Raw genomic sequence first — 15331 nt, forward strand, 5'->3', positions numbered from 1 at the left:
GCCATGCCCGGCGGCACGCGCTCGGCTCAACGCTGGCGATCACCGCCAGTCGCTGATGCCTTCGCGTCGATAGACTTCCGCGAAGGCGGGGCGCGCCTTCAGCGCGGTTGCGTGCGCCTTCAGCACCGGCCAGGTGTCAGTGGGCCGGGGCATGTTGCGCGACCAGCGCATCAGCATCACCAGCATGAAATCGACCACGCTGGGCGCGTCGCCCAGCAGGTAAGGCCCGTGCGCCTGCAGGTGCGCCGCCACATGCTGCCAGGCCGCCTCCAGCTGCTGCCGGGCCATCGCACGCGTTGCCTCCACGCAGGCCTCGCCCGCCGCTTCGTGCGGATAGAACCATGCACGATAGGCAGGCTGCAGGGTGTTGGCGCACCAGAACATCCAGCGATAGGCCTCGCCCCGCGCGGGCGTGCCCACGGCCGGCAGCAACCCCGCTTCGGGATGGCGGTCGGCCAGGTACAGCGCGATGGCCGCTGCCTCGGTCAACAGCAGGCCATCGATCCTCAGGGTCGGCACCCTCCCGGCCGGATTCAACGCCAGGTAGTCCGCCGCCTTGTGCTCGCGCCTGTCGAAATCCAGCAGCACCAGTTCGTGCTCGATGCCCAGTTCGATCAGCAGCCAGTGCACGACCAGCGAAGCGGTACTCGACGAACCATACAGGGTGGTGCTCATGCGCGGGATCCGTTGCGGGTGGAGCCAGCGATTATGCGCCCGCCCGGCGGCCACTGCTCAACCGCAGCTGCTCATGCAGGTGTCGCGACGTTCGCCGCAGCTCATCATCGGCTGCCGCAGCGTGCAGTCATGCGCCTTCAGTTCGCAGGAGCGGCGCAGATCGGCATTGGCGATGTCCTTGCAGCGCTTGTCGGCAGCCGGAGCCATCTGCTGTTCGCAGCTGCTCTGCCGACTGCCCAGGCTGTCCGCCTGCGCCATGCAGCTGCGATGGCTGGCCTGGCACTGCATGCGGCATTGCGCCGATGCGCTGAAATCCGCTCCTTCATACGAGGAGGAGGTGCTGCTGCAGCCGGCCAGTGCGAACAGCCCGGCAAGCGCGAAGTTCCGTAACAGCGGCATGAACGTTCCCGGTTCGAGTCGCATGGAAACTAGCAGATGTTCCGTGCCGGCTGGTTAAACGACAAACGGCGCCAACAGGCGCCGTTTGCCACCAAGCGTGTGCCGCGCTTACTCCACCACCACCGGAATCTTGCCGATGCGGGCCTGCCATTCGCGCGGGCCGGTCTTGTGCACCGATTCACCGGTGGAGTCGACCGCCACCGTCACCGGCATGTCCTGCACGGTGAACTCGTAGATCGCTTCCATGCCGAGATCGGCGAACCCGACCACCTTGGCCGCCTTGATCGCCTTGGACACCAGGTAGGCCGAGCCACCGACCGCCATCAGGTACGCCGACTTGTTGTCACGGATCGCCTCGATCGCAGCCGGGCCGCGCTCGGCCTTGCCGACCATGCCCAGCAGACCGGTCTGTTCCAGCACCTGGCGGGTGAACTTGTCCATGCGCGTTGCCGTGGTCGGCCCGGCCGGACCGACCACTTCATCTCGCACCGGATCGACCGGGCCGACGTAGTAGATGAAGCGTCCCTTCAGATCGACCGGCAGTTCCTCGCCCTTGTTGAGCATGTCAACCATGCGCTTGTGCGCGGCGTCGCGGCCGGTCAGCAGCTTGCCGTTGAGCAGAAGCGTCTGGCCCGGCTTCCAGCTGGCCACCTCCTCCGGGGTGATCGTATCCAGGTCCACCCGGGTGCCCTTGGAGGCGTCGTAGGTCAGCTTCGGCCAGTCCTCCAGCGACGGCGGATCCAGCATCACCGGACCGCTGCCATCCAGGGTGAAGTGCGCGTGGCGGGTCGCGGCGCAGTTCGGGATCATCGCCACCGGCAGGTTGGCCGCGTGGGTCGGGTAATCGTTGATCTTGATGTCCAGCACCGTGGTCAGGCCACCCAGGCCCTGCGCGCCGATGCCCAGCGCATTGACCTTCTCGTACAGCTCCAGGCGCAGCTCTTCGATCCGGTTGGACGCTCCACGGGCCTGCAGCTCGGTGATGTCGATCGGCTCCATCAGCGCTTCCTTGGCCAGCAGCATGGCCTTCTCCGCAGTGCCGCCGATGCCGATGCCCAGCATGCCCGGCGGGCACCAGCCGGCCCCCATCGTCGGCACGGTCTTGAGCACCCAGTCGACGATGGAGTCGGACGGATTGAGCATGGCGAACTTGGTCTTGGCTTCCGAGCCGCCACCCTTTGCGGCCACGATCACATCCACCTTGTTGCCCGGCACGACTTTGACGTTGACCACGCCCGGGGTGTTGTCCTTCGTGTTGATGCGCTTGCCGGCCGGATCCGCCAGCACCGAAGCACGCAGCTTGTTGTCCGGATGCAGATAGGCGCGGCGCACGCCTTCATTGGCCATGTCTTCCACGCCCATGGTGGCGTCGTCCCAGCGCACATCCATGCCGATTTCCAGGAACACGGTGACGATGCCGGTGTCCTGGCAGATCGGACGATGGCCTTCGGCGCACATCCGCGAATTGATCAGGATCTGGGCCATCGCCTCCTTCGCGGCCGGCGACTCCTCGCGCTCGTAGGCAGCGGCGAGATTCTTGATGTAGTCGACCGGGTGGTAGTACGAGATGTACTGCAGCGCGTCGGCGATGGACTGGATGAGGTCTTCCTGCTTGATCGATGTCACGGCTTGCTCGCTTGCTCGAGGCTGGCGGGGGTAATCCGCCCATTTTACCCCCTCCCCGGCTGCGGGTAGAGTCTATGGGGTCAGAACCCTTTCCCGGGGAAAGGGTTCTGACCCCAAGCCCTTGTCACGCCCCTGCCCGCTGCGGCGTCCTTGCCCGCATGAACGCCGAAACCGCCTTCCAGACCCACCGTCCGCGCCTGATGGCCCTCGCCTACCGCCTGCTGGGCAGCCGCGCCGACGCCGAGGACGTCGTCCAGGACGCCTGGCTGCGCTGGTCCGGCGCCGACCCGGCCAGCGTCCGCGATGCCGAGGCATGGCTGGTCACCACCACCACGCGCCTGGGACTGGACCGTCTGCGTGCGGCCAAGCGCGAGCGCGCGCATTACGTGGGCCCGTGGCTGGCTGAACCGATGGCGGTCACCCTGGAGCCCGACCCGGCGCCCGGCCCGGCCCAGTTGCATGCCCTGGCCGATGATGTATCGGTGGCCTTCCTGACCCTGCTTGAACAGCTCGGCCCGGAGGAGCGCGCCGCGTTCCTGCTGAAGGAAGCGTTCGACCACGACTATCGCGAGATCGCCGACCTGATCGGCCACAGCGAGGCCAACTGCCGGCAACTGGTGCACCGGGCCCGGCAGCGGCTGCAGGCCGGCCGGCCGCGCTTCAATGCCGACGCCGGCCAGCACCGGCAGTTGCTGGCACGCTTCATGGATGCGTCGCAGCGTGGCGACAGCGAGGCGATCCAGGCCCTGCTGCATGCCAACGCGCTGATGGTCTCCGATGGAGGCGGCGTGGTCACCGCAGCGGTGCGCCCGCTGCGGGGTGCCGAACGCATCGGCCGCCTGTTCTGGGCCATTGCCCGCCGTGGCGGCACGCACCCGGCCCGGCTGGGCTACGTCAACGGCGAGCCGGCGATCCTGGGCTTCGACGGCGATCGCCTGCATTCGGTCACCACCATCGAGGTGATCGATGGCCGCATCGCGCGCCTGTACAGCGTGCTCAATCCGGAAAAACTGCCCGCGGTTGTCACGCACGCAGACGCGGCGGCGTCCTGGTAAGGGAAGGCGGCCATCGGGGCCGCCGTGGAGCCCACGATGTCCAACCCCGCCTCACCCCGCGTTCCCTATACCCGCTTGGCCGCCAAGGCTTTCAAGGGCCTGCTCGATACCAGCCAGGCAGTGCATGACAGTTCGATCGATCCGACCCTGATGGAACTGGTGTTCCTGCGCGTGTCGCAGCTCAACGGCTGCGGCTACTGCATGGACATGCACGGGACGGCGCTGCGCAAGAGTGGCATCGAGCCGCGCAAGCTGGACACCCTGCCCGCCTGGCACGAAAGCCGCTTCTTCGATGCGCGTGAGCGCGCTGCGCTGGGCTGGGCCGAGGCCCTGACCCGGCTCATCGACGCCGCGCCATCGCAGGCAGCGTTCGATGCGCTGGCACCGCACTTCGATGAGAAGGGCATCAGCGACCTGAGCATGGGCATCGCGGTGATCAACGCCTGGAACCGCCTCGGCGCCGGCCTGCTGCCGCCGCTGCCCTGATCCACAAGAGTGCGGGGCCTCGCGCAGCGCGGCTCCGCACCGGTGGCGCGCTGACGCGCGCCCCCTGCGGGCGTCGCATTCATGCCTTCGCCACGGCTCCGGCGCGCACAATGGCGACATGCCTTCAGCCGAAAAGAAACCCAGCCTGCGCCAGCGCTTCAATGCGATGCGCAACGTGCCACCGTTCCTGCGGCTGGTGTGGAAGACCAGCCCCGCACTGACCCTGGTCAGCCTGGGGCTGCGCCTGATCCGTGCCCTGCTGCCGGTCGCCATGCTGTATGTGGGCAAGCTGATCATCGACAGCGCGCTGCAGCTGAGCCGGCACGATGCCGGCTTTCCGCCGCTGGGCGAGGCCCTGGCCAGCGGCCTGCTCAATCCGCTGCTCGGGTTGCTGGCCCTGGAGCTGGGCCTGGCCATCGTCTCCGACCTGCTGGGCCGGATGGTGGCCTACGCCGATGCCCTGCTGTCGGAGCTGTTCGCCAACGCCACCAGCATCCGGCTGATGGAGCACGCCGCAACGCTGGATCTGGAGGACTTCGAGGATCCGGACCTGCAGGACAAGCTGGACCGCGCACGACGCCAGACGATGGGCCGGATGAACCTGATGAGCCAGCTGTTCGGCCAGGTGCAGGACGCCATCACGGTGGTCAGCCTGGCGGTGGGCCTGCTGGTCTACGCGCCGTGGCTGATCCTGCTGCTGGCGCTGGCCCTGGTGCCTGCCTTCATCGGCGAATCGCACTTCAACGCCGCCGGCTACAGCCTGAATTTCCAATGGACGCCCGAGCGCCGCCAGCTCGACTACCTGCGCCAGCTCGGCGCCAGCGTGGAGACGGCCAAGGAAGTGAAGATCTACAACCTGCACCGCTTCCTGGTGGAGCGTTACAGGAGCCTGTCGGTAGCGCTGTTCAAGGCCAACCGCGCGCTGGCCCGGCGCCGTGCCGTGTGGGGCACCCTGCTGGCCGCGCTGGGCACGCTGGGTTATTACACCGCCTACGCCTACATCGCCTGGCGCACGGTGCGCGGCGATTTCTCGATCGGCGACCTGACCTTCCTCGCTGGCAGCTTCCTGCGCCTGCGCCAGCTGCTGGAGGGCCTGCTGATCGGCTTCTCGCAGGTGGCCAGCCAGGCCCTGTACCTGGACGATCTGTTCTCGTTTTTCCAGATCCAGCCGGAGATCCATTCGCGCGAGGGCGCCGCAGCCGTGCCGCAGCCCATCCGCCAGGGCTTCGTGTTCGAGAACGTCGGCTTCCGCTATCCCGATGCCGAGCAATGGGCCGTCCGCCACCTCGATTTCCAGCTGCATGCCGGCGAAGTGCTGGCACTGGTCGGCGAGAACGGTGCCGGCAAGACCACGCTGGTCAAACTGCTGGCACGGCTGTACGAGCCCGACGAGGGGCGCATCCTGCTCGACGGCCGGGACCTGCGCGACTATGACCTGGATGACCTGCGCGCCAATCTCGGGGTGATCTTCCAGGACTTCGTGCGCTACAACCTGAGCGCCGGGGAGAACATCGGCGTTGGCCAGGTCGAGGCGATGGCGGACCGGGAACGGGTTGCCGATGCCGCGCGCCGGGGCATGGCCCAGGAAGTGATCGAGTCGCTGCCACGCGGCTACGACCAGCTGATCGGGCGTCGCTTCAAGGAGGGCGTGGACCTCTCCGGCGGGCAGTGGCAGAAGATCGCCATCGCCCGCGCGTGGATGCGCAATGCGCAGGTGATGATCCTGGACGAGCCGACCGCAGCGCTGGATGCGCGCAGCGAGTTCGAGGTATTCCAGCGGTTCAGGGAACTGGCGGACAATCGCACTGCTGTACTCATCTCCCATCGCTTCTCGTCGGTGCGCATGGCCGACCGCATCCTGGTGCTGGCCGATGGCCGGATCGAGGCCAGCGGCACCCACGAGCAGCTGATGGCCCAGGGCGGCCGCTACGCCGAGCTGTTCGAGCTGCAGGCCGCCGGCTACCGCTGAGAACGCCTCTCGTTCCGCCTAATGAGAACCTGTCTCATTTGAGATAGAATTACCCCGACGACTTCCAACAGATACGCCCATGTCTTCCGCTTTCGGCGCCGAAACGGTGCTTGAGGTCCGCCACTGGACCGATGCCTACTTCAGCTTCACCCTCACCCGCGACAGCGGTTTCCGCTTCGAGAACGGCCAGTTCGTGATGATCGGCCTGGAAACCGACGCCCGGCCGCTGCTGCGCGCCTACTCCATCGCCAGCGCGAACTGGGAAGAGCAGCTGGAGTTCTTCAGCATCAAGGTGCAGGACGGCCCCCTGACCTCGCGCCTGCAGCACATCAAGCCCGGCGACAAGGTTCTGGTAGGCAAGAAGCCCACCGGCACCCTGCTGATCAGCGATCTGCATCCCGGCAGGAACCTGTACCTGCTGGGCACGGGCACCGGCCTGGCGCCCTGGCTGTCGATCATCAAGGACCCGGAGACCTACGAGCGTTTCGAGAAGGTGATCCTGTGCCACGGCGTGCGCTACGAGAAGGACCTGGCGTACCGCGACTATTTCGAGAAGGACCTGCGTGAGCACGAGTTCCTCGGCGAGATGATCGGCGACAAGCTGTTGTACTACCCGGCCGTCACCCGCGAACCGTTCGCCAACCAGGGGCGCCTGACCTCGCTGATGGAAAGCGGGGAAATGCAGCGCACCCTGGGCCTGCCGGAACTGAGCCCGGAGAATGACCGCGCGATGATCTGCGGCAGCCCGCAGATGCTGGCCGACCTGCGCACGGTGCTCGACGCCCGTGGCTTCCAGGTCTCCCCGCGCATCGGCCAGCCGGGTCACTACGTGTTCGAGCGCGCCTTCGTCGAGAAGTAACCCGTAGCGCCGGGCCTGCGTCCGGCGCTGCCGCGGGAAGCGGCAGCCCTTACTGCCGGGACTGCAACGCTTTCTCGATGTCCCCGCGAAGGCTTTCCGGCTTGTCGGTCGGAGCGTAGCGTTTCAGCACCTGCCCGTCGCGTCCGACCAGGAACTTGCTGAAGTTCCATTTGATCGCGCTCAGCCCCAGCAGGCCGGTCTTCTCGGACTTCAGCCACTTCCACAGCGGGTGTGCACCGTCGCCGTTGACCTGGATCTTCTCCGACAGCGGGAAGTCCACTGCATAGGTCAGCGCACAGAAGCTGCGGATCTCCTCGGCATTGCCCGGTTCCTGGTGGCCGAACTGGTCGCAGGGGAAGCCGATCACCACCAGGCCCTTCGGGCCGTACTCGCGCCACAGCGCCTCCAGTCCCTCGTACTGCGGGGTGAAACCGCACTTGCTGGCCACGTTGACCAGCAGCAGCGCCTTGCCGCGGTACTGCTCCAGGGCCTGCGGCTGGCCGTCCAGGTCGGTGAAACCGAAATCGAACGCAGTGGTCATGGCAGATCTCCGCAATGGGGGCTTCCGATGGTATCCCCGCCCATGCCTTTCGACACAAGCCCGATCCCATTACCCCGGGTTAACCTCGGGCACTTGTCTGCCTTACCGGAGTACCGCCTTGACCACCCGCCTTGCCCTTGCCGTGGCCATGACCCTCGGCCTTGCCCTGCCCGCCTATTCCGCCGGCGCCGCCACCCCGGCTGCCAGCACCACCGCACAGCAGGCCAACCCGTTCTTCGCCGAAAGCCCGCTGGCACTGCACTATCCGCAGTTCGACAAGATCAAGGACAGCGACTTCGCTCCGGCCTTCGACGCCGGCATGGCGCAGCAGCTGAAGGAAATCGAGGCCATCGCCAACAACAAGGCCAAGCCGACCTTCGACAACACCATCATCGCCCTGGAAAAGAGCGGTGACATCCTTGACCGCGCGACCACCGTGTTCTTCGCCCTGGTCGGCGCGGACACCAACGACACCCGCAAGAAGCTGCAGGCCGACTACTCGGCCAGGTTCGCCGCGCACAGCGATGCGATCGCCCTGAACAGCAAGCTGTTCGCGCGCATCCAGGCGCTGTATGACACCCGCACGCAGCTGGGTCTGGACGCCGAAGGCGTGCGCCTGGTCGAGAAGTACTATGACAACTACGTGCGCGCCGGCGCCAAGCTGTCTGACGCGGACAAGGCGAAGCTGAAGGAAATGAACGCCGAGCTGGCCAACCTCGGTACCCGCTTCAGCCAGAACGTGCAGTCGGAAGTGAACGCTTCGGCGATCACCGTTGATGACGTGAAGGAACTGGATGGTCTGTCCAGGGAGCAGATCGCCGCCGCCGCCGAAGCCGCCAAGGCCCGTGGCCTGGATGGCAAGTATGTGATCACCCTGCTCAACACCACCGGCCAGCCGCCCCTGACCAACCTGGCCAACCGCGCCCTGCGCCAGAAGATCTACGAAGCATCGGTCAGCCGTGGCAGCCGCGGTGGCGAGTTCGACAACACCGCCATCGTCTCGCGCATCATGCAGCTGCGTGCCGACAAGGCCAAGCTGATGGGTTTTGCCAACTTCGCTGCGTACAACCTGACCAACCAGACCGCCAAGACCCCTGAGGCGGTCAACGCGATGCTGGGCAAGCTGGCCCCGGCCGCAGTGGCCAACGCCAAGCGCGAAGCGGCCGACCTGCAGGCAATGATCGACCAGGAGCAGAAGGCCGCGGGCAAGCCGACGTTCGCGCTGGAGCCGTGGGACTGGGCCTTCTACAGCGAGAAGGTGCGTCAGGCCAAGTACAACTTCGACGAGTCGCAGCTGAAGCCGTACTTCGAACTGAAGAACGTGCTGGAGAACGGCGTGTTCTTCGCCGCCAACCAGGAATTCGGCCTCACCTTCAAGCAGCGCACCGACCTGCCGGTCTATCACGATGATGTCACCGTCTACGACGTGTTCGACGCCGACGGCAGCCAGCTGGCGATTTTCCTGTTCGACCCGTACGCCCGTGCCTCCAAGCGCGGCGGCGCATGGATGAACTCGTATGTCTCGCAGTCGAAGCTGACCGGCTTCAAGCCGGTGGTGGCCAACCACCTCAACATCCCCAAGCCGCCGGCCGGCCAGCCGACCCTGCTGACCTGGGATGAGGTGACGACCACCTTCCACGAATTCGGCCACGCCCTGCACGGCATGTTCTCGAACGTGAAGTACCCGTACTTCTCGGGCACCTCGGTGCCGCGTGACTTCGTCGAGTTCCCCTCGCAGGTCAACGAGATGTGGGCCGATGACAGCGCCATCCTGAAGAACTACGCCAAGCACTACCAGAACGGCACGGCGATGCCGCAGGCACTGCTGGACAAGGTGATCGCCGCGGCCAAGTTCAACCAGGGCTTCGCCACCACCGAGTACCTGGGTGCGGCCATGCTGGACCAGCGCTGGCACCAGATCGGCCCGGACCAGGTGCCGGCCGCCAAGGACGTGATGGCCTTCGAGCGCGCCGCGCTGGAGAAGGACGGCATCTACTACGCACCGGTTCCGCCGCGTTACAAGACCCCGTACTTCAGCCACATCATGGGCGGCTACTCGGCCGGCTACTACGCCTACATCTGGTCGGAAGTGCTGGACGCCAACACCCAGAAGTGGTTCCGCGAGAACGGTGGCCTGAGCCGCAAGAACGGCGACCACTTCCGCGCCACCTTGCTGTCGCGTGGCGGCAGCGTCGACGCGATGCAGCTGTTCCGCGATTTCGCCGGCCACGAGCCGCAGATCGAACCGCTGCTGGAGAAGCGTGGCCTGACCGGCACCGGCAACTGATCGCCGGTACGCTGAGCTGAAAACAGAACCGCCCGGGAAACCGGGCGGTTCTTTCGTTGTGATTGGGGTCAGAGCCCTTTTCTGCGAAAGGGATCTGACCCCGCTCTGGCTTCATCGCGGCGCCACATAGCCTCCCGGCACACCTTCCGGCGACAGCACCAGCTGCCACAACTGCGCGTGCCGGCAACGGAAGGTCGCCATCGAACCGGCCAGATAGAAGCGCCACATCCGCCGGAAATGCTCGTCATAGCGCGCATCCAGCCGGGGCCACGCCGCTTCCACGTTGCGCCGCCACGCCTGCAGGGTCAGGTCGTAGTCGGTGCCGAAATTGTGCCAGTCCTCCAGCACGAACCGCCCCTCGAACGCCCTGCTGATCTGCGCCGCCGAGGGCAGCATCGAGTTGGGAAAGATGTAGCGCGCGATCCACGGATCGGTACGATGCCGCGACACGTTGGTCCCGATGCTGTGCAGCAGCAGCAGGCCACGTGGCGACAGGCAGCGCCGCGCCACCTCGAAGAAACTGCGGTAGTTCTTGTCACCGACGTGCTCGAACATGCCGATCGAGAAGATCGCATCGAAGGGTTCGTCCAGCGCGCGGTAGTCCTGCAGGCGGATCTCGATCGGCAGACCGGCGCACAGCTCGCGCGCGAATTCCGCCTGCTCCTGCGAGATCGTTACACCGACCCCGCTGACTCCATAGCGTTCGGCAGCGAACTTCAGGGCCTCACCCCAACCGCAGCCGATATCCAGCACCCGCTGGCCCGGGCGCAATCCCAGCTTGCGGCAGACCAGGTCCAGCTTGGCTTCCTGTGCGGCGTCCAGATCATCGGCCTGCCGCCAGTAGCCACAGCTGTACACCAGGCGCCGGCCCAGCATCGCCTGGTACAGATCGTTGCCCAGATCGTAGTGGCGACGGCCGACTTCGTAGCTTCCCTGCCCGGCCTGCAGGTTGAACAGGCGCGCCTTCAGCGCGTCGGCCACTTCCCGCCAGCCGTGCACCCGTTCGTCCAGATGCGCCTGCATGAGGTGGACCAGGAATTCGTCCAGGACGTTGGCGTCCCACCAACCATCCATGTAGCTCTCGCCCAGGCCGAGCGAACCGTGCGCCATGACCCGTGCGAAGAACCTCGGATCATGTACCTGGATGTCCTGTGGCCGGGAGCCGCCAATGCGGACCCCGGCTTCGTGGAGCAGGCCGCTGACCCGCTCCTGCAACCCTGTATCCACGCCCCCTCCTCGTCTGCGCTCAACCGCGTGCGAACAGCTCCACGTAATCCTTGGCCACGTGCGGCAACAGCACCGCCGCCGGCACATCGGCGGTCTGCGTTCCATCCGAGTATGGACCCACCTGGTAGGGCGGGAAAACAAAGCGCAGCGCGGTGATCTGCCCCTTGTCGTCGGTCAGCGGCTGGAACTGGCTGAAATTGTCGGGCTGCGGGCCGGTGCCATCGGCGATCATGCGCGATGCATTGCGCAGCGACTCCTGCAGCTCGGCCGGCTCCATGTCCTCGCCGCTGAGGCGTGTCGCCACGCGCTCGCGCAGCTGGTCCGCGACGAAATCGCTGATCGCCTTCCAGCCCTTGCTGTCGGTCACCAGCTTGTCGGCGCTGAGCATCTGCTGTTGCTCCGGCAGCCAGACGAAACGTGCCACCAGGGGTTCGCCGTGGGCGCCGCCGGTGTAACGGCTGCCATCGGCACTCACCACCACCAGCTGCGGCGTCTCCAGCACCTTCTCGAAGCTCAGCGAGAGTTCGTAGGGCATGGTCGGCTTGTCGTTGCCCAGCCCATCGAGCGCCTGCTGCAGCTCGCTGCGGGCCGTGGTGGCGTAGTCCTGGAGCGCACGCGCCAGGCCCGGATAACGGTCGATGCCTGCCGGATAGCTGATGCCCACCACCTCGCGTTCGTTGTTCTCGATCACGTCGCGCAGGTCGAGCGGTGCTTCCGCAGCGGGCGCCTCGCCCGTGGCGGAGGCATCGACCGCCGGCGCCGCGTCGGCCACCGGTGCCGGGGTTTCGGCTTCACGCTGGCAGCCCGCCAGCAACAGCACGCCTGCCACACCGGCCAGCACGCTTCCGCGCAGCAGCCGGTTGTTTCCAATCTTCATCGGGATCCCCTGTTCATGTTCATCCATCATCGCCCGCCCTGGCTTAAGCGTAGCCCGCTGGCGTCATCCCGCCAGAAGGTCGTGATACTCCTCATGCCGCTGCAGGAATGCCTCGGCGTAGGCACACGCCGGCACGACCTTGTACTTCTGCTCCCGCGCGAACCGCAGCGCCACCCGGGTCAACTCGCCGGCGATGCCCCGGCCGGCGATCGGCTCGGGCACCTCGGTGTGGGTGATGACCATGCGTCTGCGCTTGATCTGGTAATCGAGCACCGCCACCTGTCCACGCACACGGGCAGTGAAGCGATGGTTGGCCTGGTCATGATCGACCTCGTAGGCCAGACCGGGGGGCGTGACCGAAGCCATGGGACTGTCTCCTGCGGCGACTGCGTGGATGGTGCGCAGCCGGGCGCCATGATCGCGTGAAGCCTGAACAGGGGCAAGTCCAGGCCCTCCACGTCAGTTTGCGACCCTAAAGCTGGAGCGCCCGCGGCCGCTATCGCCTGCGGAGGGGTCCGGCCACGCTGGCACGGCCCTTGCGACCGTAGACCGTGCGACTGCCGTGGAGGCCCCCGATGCACCCCAGCGATTCCCATTCCGATACCGACCGCGCCCTGCTGGAGGGCCTGCTCCAGCTCGCCGTGGAAGGCCAGACCGACGAGCAGGCCTTCCAGCGCATCGGCGAGGAAGTCTTCGCCCGCCTGCTGGACACCTACGGCCAGCAGACCCGGGCCTGACCACGAGCGGGGGCCCTGCCCCGGGGTCGGATCCGGCGGGTCCGACCCCAGTCCCTCAACCGCCGCCCAGGCGGAAGGTCGGGTTGGACAGTTCGCGCAGGAAGTGGGTGAAGATGCTCGGCTGCATGGCCAGCATGAAGATCACGCCGAATGCCGCGCCGGCCAGGTGCGCGCTGTGGTTGATGCGGTCGCCACCGCGCTTGTCCATCCAGATGCTGTAGCCGACATAGAACGCGGCATACACGATGGCCGGTGCGGGGATGAAGAACACCAGGATGATCGACCACGGCTTGATCAGGATGAAGGCGAACAGCACCGCCGACACCGCACCCGAAGCCCCCAGGCTGAGGTAGTTCGGATTCTTCTGGTTCTTCAGGTAGCTCGGCAGGATCGAGACCACCAGCGCGCCGATGTAGAACGCCGGATAGGTCAGGTAGCTGCCGGTCAGCTGCGCCATCACGCTCTCGATGAATCCCCCGAAGAAGAACAGGGTGATCATGTTGAAGATCAGGTGCGACCAGTCCGCGTGGATGAATCCATAGGTCACCAGCCGGTCGTACTGGCGATGGCGGTCGATGGCCGGTGGCCACAGGATCAGGCGGTCGGCCAGCGCGCGGTGGTTGAACGCCCTCCATGACAGGATGGCGGTGATGGCGATCAACAGCAGATTGACGGGGGTCATGTCAGGCTCAGGCAGCGCGGTAGTTGTCGACCATACGATAGCGTTTCGCGTACCAACCGAAGGCCAACGCCGCGATGAAGGCGAAGCCGGCGAAGAAGAACATCAGGAAGGCCGCCTCGCTCAAGCCGGTGCCGGCGATCTGGTGGGTCACCGTTTCGTTGCGTACGGCCGCGTTGGACAGCAGCACCCAAAGGTTGCCGATGGTGGTGGTCAGGTTCCAGAAGCTCATCACCACCCCCTTCATCGCCTGGGGCGCCTGGCTGTAGGCGAACTCCAGGCCGGTCGCGGACACCAGGACCTCACCGAAGGTCAGCAGCGCGTACGGCAGGATCTGCCAGAAGATCGACATGGCATTGCCGCCATCCATCACCACCTGGATGCTGCCGACGACGATCCAGGCCAGGCCGCTGAAGGCGATGCCGGCGGTCATCCGGCGCAGCGCGGTCGGCTCGAAACCGAAGCGGCGCAGGGCCGGGTACAGCACCAGGTTGTTGAACGGGATGAGGATCATCACCAGCAGCGGGTTCAGCGCCTGCATCTGCGAGGCGGTGAACCAGCTCGGCATCTGCATCTGCTGTCCCTGCAGCACCCAGGTCGAGGCCTTCTGGTCGAACAGCGAGAAGAACGGCGTGGTCAACGCGAAGATCACCAGCACGCGCAGCACCGAACGCACGCCCTCCACGGCTTCGGCCGGATGGTGCGCGCGGGCGCGGTCCAGCTGCAGCCAGGTGCCGCCACCGACACCGGCCAGAATCGCCACCAGCGCAAGGCACAGGCAGATCACGATGCCCAACGAGCCGACCAGACCGAACGATGCCACCGCCAGCACCAGGCCGGCCACGGCGATCGCCAGGCCCGGACGGCCCTGGCCCGCCACCCGCGCGGTCAGCGCGGTGCGCGCCACGTTGGCGAACGAATGCGGGTCCTTCGGCGGCAGCGGCACCAGTACGTAGCGCTTGCGGCCAAGCCAGAACACGAAGGTCGCCACGAACATCAGGATGCCCGGAATGCCGAACGCCCACTGCGGGCCCCAGTTCTTCAGCACCAGCGGAATCAGCAGCGACGCAAACAGCGAGCCGAAGTTGATGATCCAGTAGAAGGCATCGAACACCAGCTTGGCCAGGTGCTTGTTGCTCTGGTCGAACTGGTCACCCATGAACGAGGCCACCAGCGGCTTGATGCCACCGGCACCCAGCGCGATCAGACCCAGGCCGAGGAAGAAGCCCTGGCGGCTGTTCTCGAACAGCGCCAGGCACAGGTGGCCGGCGCAGTAGACCAGGCTGAACCAGAGGATCGTGTGGTACTTGCCGAAGAACCTGTCGGCCAGCCAGCCGCCCAGCAGCGGGAAGAAGTACACGCCGATCATGAAGCTGTGCATGATGTCCTTGGCTTCACCGGCACGGCCTTCCGCAGTGATTTCCTGCAGCAGAAGCGAGGTGATCAGGAACTGCACCAGGATGTTGCGCATCCCGTAGAAGCTGAACCGTTCGCAGGCCTCATTGCCGATGATGTACGGGATCTGGCGCGGCATCTTTCCCTGGCCGGCGATGGGGGCGACTGCGTCGTGGCTCATCCTGTAAGGCATTCCTGCAAAGCGAAAGCCGCAAGGTTACCGGAACCTGCGGGCTGGAAGCACGCTGCGGGGCTGCATGACAGCGCCGCCGATCCATGGCAGGCGGTACCGGTGCCCTGCCGGAAGTCACGGCACCTGCACGACAAAAGCGTAAACTTATCGTTATGCGCGCCCTCGTCCTCGTCCGCCCCCTGCTCGGCTGCTGCCTGTTGCTGCTTGCATTGCCGGCGCCGGCGCGGGCCCCCGCCCCCGGCCCCCCCCCACACGGCCCCCCCCGCCCCCCCCGGCCCCGGGGGGGGCCGGGACAACCCCGGCGGGGCGGCGGGGCGGGGGAGGCA

15 protein-coding genes are annotated in these 15331 nt (G+C 66.3%); 6 read left to right on the forward strand and 9 right to left on the reverse strand.

Annotated features, from left to right (window positions below):
* Positions 1-39: 39 nt before the first annotated feature.
* The 3 genes from ACVOME_RS14600 to ACVOME_RS14610 all read right to left on the reverse strand — a co-directional run bounded on the left by ACVOME_RS14600 (position 40) and on the right by ACVOME_RS14610 (position 2700).
* Positions 40-675, reverse strand: coding sequence for a glutathione S-transferase family protein (locus tag ACVOME_RS14600; RefSeq protein ID WP_065181963.1), 636 nt, complete (start codon positions 673-675; stop codon positions 40-42).
* Between the two features lie 57 nt (positions 676-732).
* Complete coding sequence (locus ACVOME_RS14605) at positions 733-1074, reverse strand: hypothetical protein (RefSeq protein ID WP_053516936.1); 342 nt, start codon at positions 1072-1074, stop codon at positions 733-735.
* A gap of 108 nt (positions 1075-1182) precedes the next feature.
* Positions 1183-2700, reverse strand: a complete 1518-nt coding sequence (locus tag ACVOME_RS14610) for a fumarate hydratase (RefSeq protein WP_065181962.1) — start codon at positions 2698-2700, stop codon at positions 1183-1185.
* Between the two features lie 158 nt (positions 2701-2858).
* Between ACVOME_RS14610 and ACVOME_RS14615 the strand changes: the two genes are divergently transcribed.
* The 4 genes from ACVOME_RS14615 (at position 2859) to ACVOME_RS14630 (ending at position 7069) form a co-directional block, all read left to right on the forward strand.
* The gene (locus ACVOME_RS14615; RefSeq protein WP_053516916.1) at positions 2859-3755 is read left to right on the forward strand and encodes an RNA polymerase sigma-70 factor; all 897 of its coding nucleotides are present in this window, start codon (positions 2859-2861) and stop codon (positions 3753-3755) included.
* 36 nt (positions 3756-3791) lie between these two features.
* Positions 3792-4241 carry a carboxymuconolactone decarboxylase family protein gene (locus ACVOME_RS14620; protein ID WP_053516915.1) on the forward strand — a complete coding sequence of 150 codons (450 nt, stop codon included), beginning with the start codon at positions 3792-3794 and terminating at the stop codon, positions 4239-4241.
* 118 nt (positions 4242-4359) lie between these two features.
* Complete coding sequence (locus ACVOME_RS14625) at positions 4360-6210, forward strand: ABC transporter ATP-binding protein (RefSeq protein WP_128987936.1); 1851 nt, start codon at positions 4360-4362, stop codon at positions 6208-6210.
* Between the two features lie 79 nt (positions 6211-6289).
* Positions 6290-7069: a ferredoxin--NADP reductase gene (locus ACVOME_RS14630; RefSeq protein ID WP_053516913.1), complete on the forward strand. Its 780-nt coding sequence runs from the start codon at positions 6290-6292 to the stop codon at positions 7067-7069.
* 49 nt (positions 7070-7118) lie between these two features.
* Here ACVOME_RS14630 and ACVOME_RS14635 read toward each other — a convergent pair whose 3' ends face one another.
* Positions 7119-7610 carry a glutathione peroxidase gene (locus tag ACVOME_RS14635; protein ID WP_065181959.1) on the reverse strand — a complete coding sequence of 164 codons (492 nt, stop codon included), beginning with the start codon at positions 7608-7610 and terminating at the stop codon, positions 7119-7121.
* 118 nt (positions 7611-7728) lie between these two features.
* Here ACVOME_RS14635 and ACVOME_RS14640 point away from each other — a divergent pair, with 118 nt between their 5' ends.
* On the forward strand, positions 7729-9897 hold the full coding sequence (locus ACVOME_RS14640; RefSeq protein WP_053516910.1) for a M3 family metallopeptidase: 2169 nt from the start codon (positions 7729-7731) through the stop codon (positions 9895-9897).
* A gap of 111 nt (positions 9898-10008) precedes the next feature.
* On the opposite strand, the gene cfa is transcribed toward ACVOME_RS14640, so the two are convergent.
* From cfa to ACVOME_RS14655, 3 genes are read right to left on the reverse strand one after another with little or no spacing between them, the layout of a single operon-like run.
* Complete coding sequence (gene cfa / locus ACVOME_RS14645; RefSeq protein WP_065175474.1) at positions 10009-11124, reverse strand: cyclopropane fatty acyl phospholipid synthase; 1116 nt, start codon at positions 11122-11124, stop codon at positions 10009-10011.
* 19 nt (positions 11125-11143) lie between these two features.
* A complete protein-coding gene (locus ACVOME_RS14650) occupies positions 11144-12028 on the reverse strand; it encodes a DUF3298 and DUF4163 domain-containing protein (protein WP_065175544.1) in 885 nt (294 codons plus the stop codon).
* A gap of 36 nt (positions 12029-12064) precedes the next feature.
* Positions 12065-12367: a GNAT family N-acetyltransferase gene (locus tag ACVOME_RS14655; protein WP_053516908.1), complete on the reverse strand. Its 303-nt coding sequence runs from the start codon at positions 12365-12367 to the stop codon at positions 12065-12067.
* Positions 12368-12576: 209 nt separating this feature from the next.
* Between ACVOME_RS14655 and ACVOME_RS14660 the strand changes: the two genes are divergently transcribed.
* Complete coding sequence (locus ACVOME_RS14660; RefSeq protein ID WP_164972342.1) at positions 12577-12738, forward strand: hypothetical protein; 162 nt, start codon at positions 12577-12579, stop codon at positions 12736-12738.
* Positions 12739-12793: 55 nt separating this feature from the next.
* Here ACVOME_RS14660 and ACVOME_RS14665 read toward each other — a convergent pair whose 3' ends face one another.
* Both ACVOME_RS14665 and ACVOME_RS14670 read right to left on the reverse strand, forming a co-directional pair.
* Positions 12794-13420 carry a rhomboid family intramembrane serine protease gene (locus ACVOME_RS14665; protein WP_197600302.1) on the reverse strand — a complete coding sequence of 209 codons (627 nt, stop codon included), beginning with the start codon at positions 13418-13420 and terminating at the stop codon, positions 12794-12796.
* A 7-nt stretch (positions 13421-13427) separates the two neighbouring features.
* Positions 13428-14993 (reverse strand): POT-type proton-dependent oligopeptide transporter, encoded by a 1566-nt coding sequence (locus tag ACVOME_RS14670; protein ID WP_053516906.1) that lies wholly within the window; start codon positions 14991-14993, stop codon positions 13428-13430.
* Positions 14994-15331: the final 338 nt, after the last annotated feature.

Source organism: Stenotrophomonas sp. STEN008, assembly GCF_056760435.1.

Bases quoted from the DNA above. Each gene is read 5' to 3' on its own strand.
- ACVOME_RS14665 (WP_197600302.1), bottom strand. From the start codon at position 13,420: ATGACCCCCGTCAATCTGCTGTTGATCGCCATCACCGCCATCCTGTCA.
- ACVOME_RS14660 (WP_164972342.1), top strand. From the start codon at position 12,577: ATGCACCCCAGCGATTCCCATTCCGATACCGACCGCGCCCTGCTGGAG.
- ACVOME_RS14630 (WP_053516913.1), top strand. From the start codon at position 6,290: ATGTCTTCCGCTTTCGGCGCCGAAACGGTGCTTGAGGTCCGCCACTGG.
- ACVOME_RS14625 (WP_128987936.1), top strand. From the start codon at position 4,360: ATGCCTTCAGCCGAAAAGAAACCCAGCCTGCGCCAGCGCTTCAATGCG.
- ACVOME_RS14620 (WP_053516915.1), top strand. From the start codon at position 3,792: ATGTCCAACCCCGCCTCACCCCGCGTTCCCTATACCCGCTTGGCCGCC.
- ACVOME_RS14600 (WP_065181963.1), bottom strand. From the start codon at position 675: ATGAGCACCACCCTGTATGGTTCGTCGAGTACCGCTTCGCTGGTCGTG.
- ACVOME_RS14605 (WP_053516936.1), bottom strand. From the start codon at position 1,074: ATGCCGCTGTTACGGAACTTCGCGCTTGCCGGGCTGTTCGCACTGGCC.
- ACVOME_RS14655 (WP_053516908.1), bottom strand. From the start codon at position 12,367: ATGGCTTCGGTCACGCCCCCCGGTCTGGCCTACGAGGTCGATCATGAC.
- ACVOME_RS14670 (WP_053516906.1), bottom strand. From the start codon at position 14,993: ATGAGCCACGACGCAGTCGCCCCCATCGCCGGCCAGGGAAAGATGCCG.
- ACVOME_RS14635 (WP_065181959.1), bottom strand. From the start codon at position 7,610: ATGACCACTGCGTTCGATTTCGGTTTCACCGACCTGGACGGCCAGCCG.
- ACVOME_RS14650 (WP_065175544.1), bottom strand. From the start codon at position 12,028: ATGGATGAACATGAACAGGGGATCCCGATGAAGATTGGAAACAACCGG.
- ACVOME_RS14615 (WP_053516916.1), top strand. From the start codon at position 2,859: ATGAACGCCGAAACCGCCTTCCAGACCCACCGTCCGCGCCTGATGGCC.